Source organism: Burkholderia sp. Ac-20344 (assembly GCF_017104975.1).
GTDB lineage: Bacteria > Pseudomonadota > Gammaproteobacteria > Burkholderiales > Burkholderiaceae > Burkholderia.
Genome location: NZ_JAAGPP010000117.1, coordinates 1 through 12,810, shown reverse-complemented (window position 1 = coordinate 12,810; position 12,810 = coordinate 1). Strand labels below are relative to the sequence as shown.

11 protein-coding genes and 1 pseudogene are annotated in these 12,810 nt (G+C 69.1%); 6 read left to right on the top strand and 6 right to left on the bottom strand.

The features are described from left to right. Window positions 1–8: 8 nt before the first annotated feature. Together G3N64_RS28990 and G3N64_RS28985 are read right to left on the bottom strand one after the other, a co-directional pair. Window positions 9–4,088, bottom strand: coding sequence for a translocation/assembly module TamB domain-containing protein (locus G3N64_RS28990; protein ID WP_205787116.1), 4,080 nt, complete (start codon window positions 4,086–4,088; stop codon window positions 9–11). 28 nt (window positions 4,089–4,116) lie between these two features. Next, window positions 4,117–5,931, bottom strand: a complete 1,815-nt coding sequence (locus tag G3N64_RS28985) for an autotransporter assembly complex family protein (protein WP_205787114.1) — start codon at window positions 5,929–5,931, stop codon at window positions 4,117–4,119. Between the two features lie 266 nt (window positions 5,932–6,197). Between G3N64_RS28985 and G3N64_RS28980 the strand changes: the two genes are divergently transcribed. The 4 genes from G3N64_RS28980 (at window position 6,198) to panD (ending at window position 8,796) form a co-directional block, all read left to right on the top strand. Beyond that, window positions 6,198–6,386, top strand: coding sequence for a DUF3460 family protein (locus G3N64_RS28980; RefSeq protein WP_034178757.1), 189 nt, complete (start codon window positions 6,198–6,200; stop codon window positions 6,384–6,386). A gap of 4 nt (window positions 6,387–6,390) precedes the next feature. Beyond that, window positions 6,391–7,263 (top strand): ScpA family protein, encoded by an 873-nt coding sequence (locus tag G3N64_RS28975; protein ID WP_021164248.1) that lies wholly within the window; start codon window positions 6,391–6,393, stop codon window positions 7,261–7,263. A gap of 266 nt (window positions 7,264–7,529) precedes the next feature. Then, the gene (gene panC, locus G3N64_RS28970) at window positions 7,530–8,369 is read left to right on the top strand and encodes a pantoate--beta-alanine ligase (RefSeq protein WP_205787111.1); all 840 of its coding nucleotides are present in this window, start codon (window positions 7,530–7,532) and stop codon (window positions 8,367–8,369) included. A 40-nt stretch (window positions 8,370–8,409) separates the two neighbouring features. Continuing rightward, the gene (gene panD, locus G3N64_RS28965; protein ID WP_039368025.1) at window positions 8,410–8,796 is read left to right on the top strand and encodes an aspartate 1-decarboxylase; all 387 of its coding nucleotides are present in this window, start codon (window positions 8,410–8,412) and stop codon (window positions 8,794–8,796) included. Between the two features lie 130 nt (window positions 8,797–8,926). Here panD and G3N64_RS28960 read toward each other — a convergent pair whose 3' ends face one another. The 4 genes from G3N64_RS28960 to G3N64_RS28945 form a co-directional block, all read right to left on the bottom strand. Beyond that, a complete protein-coding gene (locus G3N64_RS28960; RefSeq protein ID WP_205787109.1) occupies window positions 8,927–9,586 on the bottom strand; it encodes a ParA family protein in 660 nt (219 codons plus the stop codon). 136 nt (window positions 9,587–9,722) lie between these two features. Continuing rightward, a complete protein-coding gene (locus G3N64_RS28955) occupies window positions 9,723–10,136 on the bottom strand; it encodes a DoxX family protein (protein ID WP_205787107.1) in 414 nt (137 codons plus the stop codon). A 149-nt stretch (window positions 10,137–10,285) separates the two neighbouring features. Next, complete coding sequence (locus G3N64_RS28950) at window positions 10,286–10,432, bottom strand: hypothetical protein (RefSeq protein ID WP_205787105.1); 147 nt, start codon at window positions 10,430–10,432, stop codon at window positions 10,286–10,288. A gap of 82 nt (window positions 10,433–10,514) precedes the next feature. Next, the gene (locus G3N64_RS28945; protein WP_205787104.1) at window positions 10,515–12,017 is read right to left on the bottom strand and encodes a cobyric acid synthase; all 1,503 of its coding nucleotides are present in this window, start codon (window positions 12,015–12,017) and stop codon (window positions 10,515–10,517) included. Between the two features lie 74 nt (window positions 12,018–12,091). Between G3N64_RS28945 and cobU the strand changes: the two genes are divergently transcribed. Then, entirely contained in the window at window positions 12,092–12,646 is a 555-nt protein-coding gene (gene cobU / locus G3N64_RS28940) for a bifunctional adenosylcobinamide kinase/adenosylcobinamide-phosphate guanylyltransferase (protein WP_175032236.1), read from the top strand. Next, window positions 12,640–12,810: pseudogene (locus G3N64_RS28935) on the top strand (cobalamin biosynthesis protein); the annotation flags it as partial. The gene cobU and the pseudogene G3N64_RS28935, both read left to right, overlap by 7 nt.

The window sequence follows — 12,810 nt, the reverse complement described above, 5'->3', positions numbered from 1 at the left end:
GGCTTTTTTCATGGCTGCTCGGTATGCCGCCCGCGCGCGCCGTCACTGCCGAACCACCGGTCGAAACGCCGCGTGTAGTTCAGGTCGACGCCCTGGAACGTGCCGCCATACGCGGACACCGACCAGAAGCGCGTCAGGTTGATCGTCGCCTTGAACGCGTTGCTTGCCGATTGCAGGCCCTGCTCGAAGCCGAGCACGAAGCGCTCGTTGATCGCCTTCGACACCAGCACGACCTGCGGATCGGTCAGGCCGACTTCGCTGCGGCCGACCGAGACCTCGTCGAGACCGAAGGTCTGTGCGACGCGCTTGCCGGTCACGCTGCCGAGCAGCCCCAGTGCCGCCGTCATCGCACCCTGCTGGCCGACGTTGTTGCCCTGGTCGGTGCCGTGCCCGAACAACAGCCACGACAGCTTTTCGTTTTCGGTGACGTTCGGCTCCGACACGAGCTTGACCGTCAGCGACTGGATCGTACCCGTGACCTGCACGCCGGCCTCGACCTCCTGGTTGCGCCGCATCGCGAGGATATTGACGCCCGGGTTCGACACGGGGCCGTTGAACGTGAAGAAGCCGTTCTCGACCGCGAGCTTGCGGCCGAACGACGTGTACGTCGACCCTTCGGTCACGCGCACGTTGCCGACCGCGCGCAGCGGCACGCCCGGCGCGCTCATCACGGTGATCGTGCCGCGCAACCCGAGATCCGCGCCGTGCCCCTTGAAGCGGAAGTTGTTGCCGAGGCCGATGTCGATGTTCGCGCGCGGCGCGAGCGACGGCGCCGGCTTGTCCTCGACCGGCTTCGGCTTCGCGACCGCGGAACCGGTCGGCGTCTCGCCGCGCACCGTGCCGCCCGGCTGCATGATCACCACATCGTCCGACAGGTGCGGCGCCGATTCCTCGGGCAAGTCGAACAGCGCGCGGTCGACGATGAACTTGCCGTCGATCGACAGTGCGCCGCGCGGCCCGTCGTTCGCGACGGTTGCCTTGCCCGACAGCGACAACTTGCGATCCGGCGCCGCGAACAGTTCGAGCTTGTCCGCGACGATGCTCGCGGTCAGGTCGGGCGCTTCGCCGTCGAGGCGCACGCGGCCGAGTGCGCGCAGCGTACCGTCGCCGCCGTGAAACTCGACCTGCTGGAATTCGACGAGGTTTTCCGACAGTTTCACGCGCACGATGCCGTCCTTCAGCTGCACGCCCTGGTCGATGAGCGTCGCGGACAGATCGTCGCCCGTCAGCATCCCCGACAGGTTCGGCTTCACCGGCGTGCCGGCGACCGTCAGCTTCAGCGCCGCGCGCCCGCCGAGCAGGTAGCTCGGCCCGAACAGGTTGCCGGTCGTCTTCAGCGCCGGGATGTCGGCGTCGATGCGGCCCGACAGCGGGCCGTCGTCGACCACGCCGAACATGCCGTCGCGCAGCGCGAACGGCACGATGACGTTCGCATCGAGCGTGCCGATCCGGCTCGCCTTCGCGAGCGCCGTCACGTTGAGCCGGTTGCCGGGCGTGAAGCTCGCACGCGCGGACAGGTCCGTCAGCCCCAGCGACGCGATGCCGCGCCCGCTCTCGATCGTCACGTCGCCGCCGCGGCGCTTCACCTGCACGTAGCCCGTCGCGTTCGCGCCGAGCGAGAAATCCCAGTCGGCGTCGAGCACGACGTCGGTCCGCACCGGCGGCCGCTGGCCCGTCAGCGCCTGGCGGACCTCGAGGAAACGCGCGACCGACGCGCCGCTCACGGAGCCCGCCGAGCGCATCTGGCCGTGATCGAATACGAACGACTTCAGGTCGATCGCCGCGCCTTCGAGCGTGAGCTGCGTCGCGCCGAGCGTCACGCGGCCGGCGCCGGCCGACACGGTCAGCGGCGACTGCAGCGCGATGGCCGGCGTGCCGCGGTTCGCGAGACGCGTAACAGTGCCGTCCCAGCGCATCCCGTCGCGGCTCTCGATCACGCCGCCGTTCGCCGCGAGCGTCACGTCGATCACGCGGCCGCCGCTCGTCCCGAGCGCCGACGCGTCGAGCGTGTGCTTCGCGCGCGTGCCGTCGAGGTGCGCGCGCAGCGATTTCAGCTTCAGCGAGCCGAGCGCGATGTCGGACGCATCGGCCGTGAACACGAGCGCACCGTGCGCGCCGTCGCGGATGTCCGCGCGGCCCTGCGCGGCACCGATCCGGTTCGAGCCGACCACGACGTGCTCGGCCTTGTAGGTGGCCGTCACGTTCGGGTGCGCGAAGCTGCCGGTCAGGTCGCCCTGCGCCTGCACGAGCCCTTCCACGCCGAAGCCGAGCCGGTCGAGCTGCGGTGCGTCGACGACGAAGTGCAGCCGGTCGCCGGGCGCACCGAAGCTGCCGCGCAGGTCGACATGATTGCCCGCGATCGACAGGGTCGCGTTGCTCGGCAAAATGCGCGAGCCGGCGAGCTGCACGACGCCGGCGCCAGTCAGCGGCACGCCGTCGTACAGGCTGTCGCCGAGCTTGAAGGTCGCCTTCGTCGACACCTGCGGCGCGAACGCGCCCGACGCCGTCAGCGTGCCCGATACACGCGTCTCGCCGCGCGGGGCCGGCGCCTTCGCAGCCGTGGCGGGCGCCTTGCCGCCACCCGCCTTCGGCGCGCTCATCGCGGCGAGCAGCAGCGGATCGAATGCGGTCAGCGTCGCCTTCGCGTCGTAGCTCGAATGCGCATCGTGGCGGAACACGCCCGTCAGGTCGATCCGGCCCTTGCCCGCCGTCACGCGTGCGTCGGTCAGCACGGTCTGCTGGGGCGTCAGCGCAACCTTCGCACGTGCGCCGAGCGCAAGCTTCGGATCGTTCAGGTTGAAGTCGACGGTCGTCGCGTCGCCCGCGAGCGTCACGCCGAGCGGGCCGCCCAGGCGCATCGGCCGCAGCTCGGCGACGAACGCGTTCAGGTCGAGGTTCGCGACCTTCAGGTCGAAGCGGCCCTTGCCGCTCGCCAGCGTGCCGTTGCCCGTCACGCTGCCGTCGCGGATCAGCTTCAGCGCAAGCGCGTCGATCCGCTGCGCGTGCGCGTCGAGATGCACGTTCGCGTGCGCGTCGATCACCGGCAGCAGGTGGTCGCCGAGCGTGCCGGGCTTTGCGTTGACGATCGACACCGGGCCCGTCACCGCGAACCCCTTCGCGGGCTCGGCTCCGGCCGGCGGGGTCACGGGCGCGAGTTCCGCACGCACCGCGAGATCGGCGGCCGGTGCGCCGGGCGCGAGCGCCTGCGGGTTCACGTGATCGAACGCGAGCGACGCACGCGTGAGCGGCACCGCGCCGAACGGCGCGGCCTCGACGTGCGCGCGCCCGTTCAGCTTCATCCCGCTCGCGTCGACGTCGGCAACGAGCGCCTCGAGCGAGCCCGACACGCGCGCGCGCGCATCGACCGGCTCGTTGGACAGCTTGCCCGCATAGGTGGCGTCACCCGTCAGCGCAAACGGCTTCACGCCGTCGAGCTTCGCGCGTGCGGTCAGCGCGCCGTACGGCGTATCGACGCCGTCGAGCACGAGTTCATGATGACGGCCGTCGCTGCGGCCGTTCAGCGCGATATGGTCGAGCTGGGTCGTCGAGCCGCCGTCGTGGATCGCGAGGTGATCGACACGCAAGTCGTCGATGCGCAACTGCAGCGGCAGGCTCAGGTCCTGCGGCGTCGTACTCGGCGTCGACGGCCCCGGCGCGATCCGCACGTCGATCGTGCCGGCGCGCAGATAGGCAATGGACAGCCGCCACGGCGCGCGGGTCAGCGCCCAGCGGCCGTCGAGCCGGTCGATGCGGATTTCGGTGCCGGTGCCGTCGGGGCTCGTCCACGCGAACCCGCGCAACCGCACGCCGGTCGCAAGCGAGCCGTCGAGCGTACCCGCGAGCCGCGCGCCGAGCACGCGCCCGGCCACCTTCCACGCGAGCCGCGTGCCGTGCTCGGTCGTCACCGCGGCCAGCACGAGCCCGGCCGCCAGCACGACAAGCAGCACGACCGTCGCAAGCGTCCACGCGACGAACCGCCCGATGCGCGCGACGGGCCCGCGGCGCGGCGCGCGCGGCGGCGCGTCGGGCACGCCGTCGGGCGAGTCCGGATCGTGAGGCAGCGGCGTGTCGTTCGGGTCCTTCGTCATGCGGTTCGTCGTCGATGAAGCGGTACGGTCAGAAAGCGATGCCGAGCGTCAGGTACGGGCGCACGCTATGGTTGCGCAACCCGTACGCGACGTCGACGTTGATCGGGCCGACGGGGCTGCGCCAGCGCGCGCCGATGCCGACACCCGGGTAGAACACGCGCTCGCCCCACGCATCGGTGGCGGTGCCGATGTCGAAGAACGTCGCGGCGCCCCAGTCGCGGTTGAACCAGTGCTGGTATTCGGCGGTGCCCGTCATCAGGTACTTGGTCGGCAGCACGGAGCCGTCGACGCTGTTGCCGATGCTCTGGTAGCCATAGCCGCGCACCGAATTCGAGCCGCCCGCGCGGAACAGCAGCGACGCCGGCACGCCGGTCGAGCTGCCGCTCGTGAACACGCCGCCGAGTTCCGCACGGAACACGAACAGGTCGCGCTTGCCGATCGGCAGGTACTGCTGGCCGCGCGCGTAGCCGCGGATGAAAGTCTGGTCGGTCGCCACGCCCTTGATCGCGAAGCCGGCCTCCGCGTGGATCAGGTTGCCCGAACGCGGGAACAGCGGATCGTCGACGTTGCGGCGCGTCCACGCCCATTGCGGCACGAGCGCGCGGCTCGTGGTCGGCCCCGCTCCGTTCTGGTCGAGCCGGTCCTGGTAGTACATCAGCGAATACGCATAGTCGATGAACTGGCCGGTGCGCGTGCGCTGTACGCCGACCCGCGCGCTGTAGATGCGCGTGTCCGACACGTTGGTGTTCGTGTACGACGCGAGCACGCTGTTGGTCCACCCCTTCTGGCCCGGCGGCATCGACAACTGGATCTGCCCGTATTGCTGGATCTGGTCGAGCCGGCCCGACACGGTCAGCGGCCACGCGGCGCCGAACGTGTCGAGATACGTATAGGAGCCCTGCACGTGCGGCCCGGTATCGGTGGCAAAGCCGACGCCGCCGCGGATGTTGTTGTACGGGAACTCGCTGACCTTCACGTGCACGGGCGTACGCTCGGGCTTCGCCGTATCGTCGCCGACGTCGATCGCGACGCTCGCGTAGTACGGCGTGTTCTGCAGCTGCCGCTGCAGTTCGGTGATCCGCCGCACGTCGTAGATCTCGCCTTCCGACAGCGGATTGACGTTCGTGACGATCCTTTCCGGGTAGCGCCGCACGCCGTCGACATCGACCTTGCCGATCGTGAACGTCGGCCCGCTGTCGAACGTGACCGCGAGCGTCGCGCGCTGCGTGCTCGGGTCGATGCGTGCTTCCGACGATGCGATCTTCGCGCCGAGATAGCGGCGCGACTGCAGTTGCCTGAGCGCCGCGCCCTTCGCGCCGTCCCAGTCGGACTGCGTGAACGGGTCGCCCGGCTTCAGCGAAAACGCGAAACGGGTCGCGGCTTCCTGCTTCGGATCCTCGGTGTCGACGGGCCCCTTGAACGTCAGGTCGACGGTCGACACGACGGTCTGCTTCCCCGGATCGACCGCGATGCGCACGTCGCGCTTGCCGTCGCGCGTGCGCACGTCGGTGCGCACGACCGGCGAGAAATAGCCGGCCGTCGCAGTCAGGTCGCGCACCTGTTGCGGCGTGGCGGTCACGAGGAAGTCGAACTGGTCGTCGCTGATGTCGTCACGCTTCGCGAAGCGCGCGATATCGAGATGCGACTTGAGCAGCTTGCGAATCGAGCGCGGCGCGTCGATGTCGACGTCGTACTTCGCGTGGGCCGGCAGCGCGAAGCACGCGGCCAGGCAACCCGCGAGGGCCGCCCGCGCGGCGCGGGCCGCGGCGCCGGCGCGCTTGCATTCCACGCGCGGGCCCGCGTCATGTGCCGTGTGTGCTTGCTGGTTCGACTGCCCCGCCAAATATGACCTCGCCCTCGGTTGTCACGGTTTTGTGGAAAACCCTGTATTTGACCACAGGGTACTGGCACCAAAGCTTAATGTTTGTAAACCGCTGCGCGAGCGTGCGTGCCCGCAACGCCATGCCTGACGGCGCGCTTGCGGGCACCGGCTGCACGCCGGCCCGCGGATTCGACGCGCGATTGCCGCCGGCTGTTCCCGCGATGCGGTAAAATCCCGCCATCGTGAATCCGGCGCATCGTGCGCCGCCCGAAACGGAAAACCCAGCCATGCCGTACCAGTCCGATGTCACGCAGTTCCTGAACCAGCTCAAGCAGCAGAAGCCGACGCTCGAGGAAGAGCAGCGCAAGGGCCGCTCCCTGCTGTGGGACAAGCAGCCGATCGACCTGGAAGAGCGTGCCGATCAGCAGGAATCGCGCGTGAAGCAAACGTCGTACGTCTACTACCAGAACTTCTGACGACGTGAGCGCCGCCGACGAGGCCAGCGCCGCCCGGCAGGACGACGCGATCGCCGCGCCCGCGGGCGCCGATTCGACGCCCGACACGGTCGACGGTGTCGCGGCATTCGCTCGCCTGTACGGCGAGCCGCTCTTCAAGCTGCCGCAGGATCTCTACATCCCGCCCGATGCGCTCGAGGTCTTCCTCGAGACCTTCGAAGGCCCGCTCGACCTGCTGCTCTACCTGATCCGCAAGCAGAACTTCAACGTGCTCGACATCCCGATGGCGCAGGTCACCGCGCAATATCTCGGCTACGTCGACCAGATCCGCACGTCGAACCTGGAGCTCGCGGCCGAGTACCTGCTGATGGCTGCGATGCTGATCGAGATCAAGTCGCGGATGCTGCTGCCGGTCAAGAAGGCCGACACCGGCGAGGAAGCCGAGGATCCGCGCGCCGAACTCGTGCGCCGCCTGCTCGAGTACGAGCAGATGAAGCTCGCCGCGCAACGGCTCGACCAGTTGCCGCAGCTCGGCCGCGACTTCCTGCGCGCCGAGGTCTACATCGAACAGAGCGTCACGCCGCGCTTCCCCGACGTGAATTCGGACGACCTGCGCGCGGCGTGGGCCGACGTGCTCAAGCGCGCAAAGCTCGTCCAGCACCACAAGATCTCCCGCGAGGAGCTGTCGGTGCGCGAACACATGAGCCTGATCCTGCGCCGGCTGCAAAACGCGCGTTTCATGGAATTCGCCGAGCTGTTCGACACGTCGCGCGGCGTGCCGGTCGTCGTCGTGAATTTCATCGCGATGCTCGAACTCGCGCGCGAATCGCTCCTCGAGATCACGCAGGCCGAGCCGTTCGCGCCGATCTACGTGCGTCTCGCGTACTTGCCCGCGTAACACCCGCGCCCGCCCTTCCCGCTGTCCCGATTCATCCCGGCACACGCGCCGCTTCACCGCCGCCCGGCGCGGCCGCGCCGGGCTGTTACCGGCACGCCCGATTAAAAAGTGAACGATCGTTCTTTTTTCGATGCGTTTGGCGGCCAAATCCTCTACAATCCGCCGACGCCCGATGCGCCGCCCGCGCGCCGGCGTTCTCCGCTTCGACCCCGACGCCGCTGCTGCGGCGCCAACGCGCGCCAGCGCGAGGAACCCGCTACCCGATCATGAAAGTCATCAGCTCGATCCATGAACTGCGCGACCAGCTGCGCGGACAGAACCGCACGGCGTTCGTGCCGACGATGGGCAACCTGCACGAAGGGCATCTGTCGCTGATGCGCCTCGCGCGCCAGCACGGCGACCCGGTCGTGGCGAGCATCTTCGTCAACCGGCTGCAGTTCGGCCCGAACGAGGATTTCGACAAGTATCCCCGCACGCTCCAGGACGATATCGAGAAGCTGCAGAAGGAAAACGTCTACGTGCTGTTCGCGCCGACCGAGCGCGACATGTACCCGGAACCGCAGGAATATCGCGTGCTGCCGCCGGACGACCTCGGCGGGATCCTCGAAGGTGAATTCCGGCCCGGCTTCTTCACCGGCGTGTGCACGGTCGTGGCGAAGCTGATGGCCTGCGTGCAGCCGCGCGTCGCCGTGTTCGGCAAGAAGGACTACCAGCAGCTGATGATCGTGCGCCGCATGTGCCAGCAGCTCGCGCTGCCGGTCGACATCATCGCCGCCGAAACCGTGCGCGACGAGGACGGCCTCGCGCTGTCGTCGCGCAATCGCTACCTGTCGGCCGACGAGCGGAAGGAAGCGCCCGAACTCGCGAAGACGCTGCAGCGCATCCGCGAAAGCGTGCTCGGCGGCGAGCGCGACCTCGGCAAGCTCGAAGCATCGGCCCGCACGCATCTGTCCGGCCGCGGCTGGGCGCCCGACTACATCTCGATCCGCCGCCGCGCGAACCTGATCGCGCCGAATGCGGCCGAGCTCGAAGCCGGCGAGCCGCTCGTCGTCGTCGCAGCCGCGAAGCTCGGCGCGACGCGCCTCATCGATAACCTGGAAATCTGACGGGCCGCCCGCGCCCCTCACGACGCATCACGGAGACACCATGCAGCGCCACATGCTCAAATCGAAGATCCACCGCGCGGCCGTCACGCACTGCGAGCTGCACTACGAAGGCTCGTGCGCGATCGACGAAGACCTGCTCGAAGCATCGGGCATCATCGAGAACGAACGGATCGACATCTGGAACATCAACAACGGCGAGCGCTTCTCGACGTACGCGATCAAGGGCGAGCGCGGCAGCGGGATGATCTCGCTGAACGGGTCGGCCGCGCGTCGCGCGCAGCTCGGCGACCTCGTGATCATCGCGGCATTCGCGATGGTCGACGAAGCCGAGCTGCAGGCCGGCTGGAAGCCGAAGCTCGTGTTCATCGACGACGGCAACAAGATCAAGGGCCACCGCGATCACGTGCCGACGCAAAACTGGACCTGATTGACCCGCCGCCCGCGTGCCGTGGCGCGCGGGAGCGGCTGCGCCGCTCAGGGTCGAAGGGCCGGATTCCGTATGACGCGGGATCCGGCCCTTTGTCATTTCATCGCGCACCGGCCCGGCGGCCGTGCGATCAGGACGCCTTGGCGGCCTTCTCCGCCTTCGGCTCGCGGCGCTCGGCCCATTCGACGATCGGCCGCCACTGTTCGAGATCCTTCTCGACCCGACTCTTCGCGACGTCCCACAGCGTGAGGCCGTGCGCGGCGATCTGCACGTAGTTCTGCGTGTCCCGCACGTAGCCGAGCACCGGCAGGCCGAGCCCTTCGACGAACCGGTGAAGCTGGTCCGACGAGCGCGTGCGCGCATCGACCCGCATCCCGACGATCCCGACCTCGACGCTGCCCTTACGTACGGCCTTCTCGCCGGCGAGGCGCTCCAGAAACTGCTGCGTGGCCAGGATATCGAACATCGACGGCTGCAGCGGCACGATCACCCTGTCGGCCAGTTGCAGCGCGACGTTGAGCCGGTTGCCGTGCAGGCCGGCCGGCGTATCGATCACCGCATATTCGAGGCCGCGCGGCGGCTTCGTCGGTGCGTCCGGATCGAGCTCCCATGCCTCGATCGCCGGCAATCCGGCCGGCCGCAGGTCGAGCCACGCATGCGCGGACTGCTGCCGGTCCAGGTCGGCGAGCGCGACCCACGCGCCCTGCGCCGCGAAATAGCCGGCAAGATTGGTGGACAGCGTGCTCTTCCCCACGCCGCCCTTCGGATTCGCCACCACGATCACCGTCATGAATTCCCCCGAAAAAGCCGCGCGGCGCCCGCCGCATGGCAGGCGCCGCTCGATTGCGGATACAGGGAGCGATGATATCGGCAAACGGGGTGTCACCGGAACGGGTTGCGCCGCACCGTGTGGGCTTAGCTACCCCTTATGCACGCTGAACCGCGGCCGCCCGTGCGCCGAGCGCGAACGCGCCGCCGCCCAGCAGCGCCTGCACGGCAAGCGTGACGGCCCAGAACGCCGGATATTCCCAACCGCCGTTCGGCGATGCGAAGCCCCAGCCGTTCGGCAGATGCGCAGCGGTCGCGCCGAGCATGAACGGCAGCAGCACGAGCGCGGCGATGCGCACACGGAAGCCTGCGAGCAGCGCGAGACCGCCGGCCAGTTCGACGAACGTCGTCAGGTATGCGAGCCAGCCCGGCAGGCCGATCGACGCAAAGAACTGCGCGGTGCCGGGCAGCGTGAAGACGAACACCTTCTGCGCGACGTGTGCGAGGTACAACACGCCGAGCGCGACGCGCAACAGTGTCGCGGCGAAATCGTTGAGGCGATTGGGGTTCATGGCGAATTCCTTCGTGAGTGGTGTGAATGGATCGCACTCTATTCGAATCGATTCGACCGATAAACGCGCCAATTCGCTTTAACTGATTCCAGATTGGAACGAATTGAATCGTAAAAAGGGGCATGACCGATCATGCCCCGCACCATGCATCAATAACCGTAACCGCTCTTCCCTTGTGTGGCGTCGCCGGAGCTGGGCTGGCTGCTGCTTGATCCGTACGAATCGCACGCATGCGCAACCGCCGACGCGCCCAGCAGCGCCGCGAGCAGCACGCTCCACCACCATCGAGCCTTCATCGCCGCACTCCTCCAGACGGACATCCGCCCTCCTCTGTTGTATGCGATCGGGCGGAAAAAGCGAGGGCCGGCAGCCGGTGCGTCAACGAAACTCGGCGTACAGCGCGTCGAGGTCGAGATGGTCGGCGAACGTGTCGGCCAGCCGCTCGAGCGATGCCTCGCGCAGCGCCGGATAGTCGATGCGCTCCGCGCCGTCGAGCCCGGCCCACGCGAGCAGCGCCGTGCAGGCATCGGGCGAATCGAACAGCCCGTGCACGTAGGTCGCGAGGATCTGGCCGTCGGCGGAAACCGCGCCGTCGGGGCGCGCGCCACCCGGTGCGGCGTCGGCTGCCAGCGCCAGCGCGGGCGACGCGAGCGCGGGCCCGTGCGTGTCGCCCATGTGGATCTCGTAGCCACGCACGGCGGCCCCGCCCGGCAGCGCGAGACGCCCCGTCACGTTCCTCAGCGTCTTGTCGGGCTGCAGCGTCGTGTCGAAATCGAGCAGCCCGAGCCCCGGCACGCTGCCGGGCGCCCCTTCGAGGCCGAGCGGATCGTCGAGCGTGCGGCCGAGCATCTGCATCCCGCCGCAGATGCCGATCACCTTGCCGCCGTAGCGCAGGTGCCGGCGGATCAGCGTATCCCAGCCTGCGTCGCGCAGCCAGGCGAGGTCGCGCTGCACGCTCTTCGAACCGGGCAGGATCAGCAGGTCGGCGTCCGGCACGGGGCCACCCTTCCAGTACGTGAATTCCACCTGCGGATGCGCGCGCAGCGGATCGAAATCGGTGTGGTTGCTGATGCGCGGCAATGCCGGCACGACGACGCGCAGCACGCCCGCGTCGCCGCGTGCGGCGGCGCTGCGCGCCTGCGCGGGCAGCATGTCCTCGGCGTCGAGCAGCAGGCCGTGCAGGTACGGCAGCACGCCGAACACGGGCTTGCCCGTCTGCGCGCGCAGCCAGTCGAGCCCCGGTTCGAGCAGCTTGAAGTCGCCGCGGAAGCGGTTGATCACGAAGCCGCGCACACGGGCGCGCTCGCTGTCCGACAGGCACGCGAGCGTACCGACCAGGTGCGCGAACACGCCGCCGCGGTCGATGTCGGCAACGAGCACGACCGGGCAGTCGACACGTTCGGCAAAACCCATGTTCGCGATGTCGCCGTCGCGCAGGTTGATCTCGGCCGGGCTGCCTGCGCCTTCGACGATCACCGTGTCGTAGCCGGCGCGCAGGCGTGCGTACGACTCCAGCACCGCATCGAACGCGACCGGCTTGTAGTCGTGATACGCACGCGCGTTGAGGTTCATGCGCGCCTGGCCGTGAATGATCACCTGCGCGCCGCGGTCGCTCGTCGGCTTCAGCAGCACGGGGTTGAAATCCGTATGCGGCGCGACACCCGCGGCCAGTGCCTGCAGCGCCTGCGCGCGGCCGATCTCGCCGCCGTCGGCCGTCACCGCGCTGTTGAGCGCCATGTTCTGCGGCTTGAACGGCGCAACGCGCGCGCCGGCGCGGCGCGCCAGCCGGCACAGGCCCGCGACCAGCGTGCTCTTGCCCGCGTCGGACGTCGTGCCCTGGATCATCAACGTGCCGCGCGGCCGCGGCTGGGGTGCATTCATCGTGTAAAGGTCGTCGCGAAGCAAAGGCCGCATTATCCCCCGCGCCGGCATGCCCGCGCCGTTACAATCACGCGATGATTCCGCACGACCTCACCTTCGTCCTCGGCGGCGCGCGCTCGGGCAAGAGCGCGCACGCCGAGCGGCTCGCCGCCGACAGCGGCCGCCCCGTCACCTACATCGCGACCGCGACCGCCGCCGATGCCGAATTCGCGCAGCGCATCGCACACCATCGCGCGCGCCGGCCGGCCGACTGGGGTTTCGCCGACGCGCCCGTCGATCTCGCCGGCACGCTCGCGCGGCTCGACGATCCGCACGCGTGCCTGCTCGTCGACTGCCTGACGCTGTGGCTCACGAACCTGCTGTGCCCGGCCGACGGCGAACCGCTCGACGATGCGCAGTACGCAGCGCAGGTCGACCGGCTCGAGCATGCGTTGCGCGGCGCGCGCGCAAAGGTGATCGTCGTCAGCAACGAGATCGGGCTCGGCGTCGTGCCGCTCGGGTCGGTCACGCGCCGCTACGTCGACGAACTCGGGCGCCTGAACCAGCGCGTCGCTGCGCTCGCGACGCGCGTGACGCTGCTCGTCGCCGGGTTGCCGCTCGACCTCAAGACGGGAGCGCCGTCATGCTGATGCTGTCGCTGCCCGTCGTCGCGATGTTCGCGGTCGCGGCCGCGATCGTCGACCGCGCGATCGGCGAACCGGCCGGCTGGCATCCGCTCGTCGCATTCGGCCGCCTCGCCGCGCGCATCGAAGGCGCGCTGAACACGGGCCGGCGCGGCCGCGTAGTCGGCGTC

Coding starts and splice junctions, on each gene's coding strand:
- G3N64_RS28990 (WP_205787116.1), bottom strand. CDS start 4,088: ATGACGAAGGACCCGAACGACACGCCGCTGCCTCACGATCCGGACTCG.
- G3N64_RS28980 (WP_034178757.1), top strand. CDS start 6,198: ATGCCGTACCAGTCCGATGTCACGCAGTTCCTGAACCAGCTCAAGCAG.
- panC (WP_205787111.1), top strand. CDS start 7,530: ATGAAAGTCATCAGCTCGATCCATGAACTGCGCGACCAGCTGCGCGGA.
- panD (WP_039368025.1), top strand. CDS start 8,410: ATGCAGCGCCACATGCTCAAATCGAAGATCCACCGCGCGGCCGTCACG.
- G3N64_RS28960 (WP_205787109.1), bottom strand. CDS start 9,586: ATGACGGTGATCGTGGTGGCGAATCCGAAGGGCGGCGTGGGGAAGAGC.
- G3N64_RS28955 (WP_205787107.1), bottom strand. CDS start 10,136: ATGAACCCCAATCGCCTCAACGATTTCGCCGCGACACTGTTGCGCGTC.
- G3N64_RS28950 (WP_205787105.1), bottom strand. CDS start 10,432: ATGAAGGCTCGATGGTGGTGGAGCGTGCTGCTCGCGGCGCTGCTGGGC.
- G3N64_RS28945 (WP_205787104.1), bottom strand. CDS start 12,017: ATGAATGCACCCCAGCCGCGGCCGCGCGGCACGTTGATGATCCAGGGC.
- cobU (WP_175032236.1), top strand. CDS start 12,092: ATGATTCCGCACGACCTCACCTTCGTCCTCGGCGGCGCGCGCTCGGGC.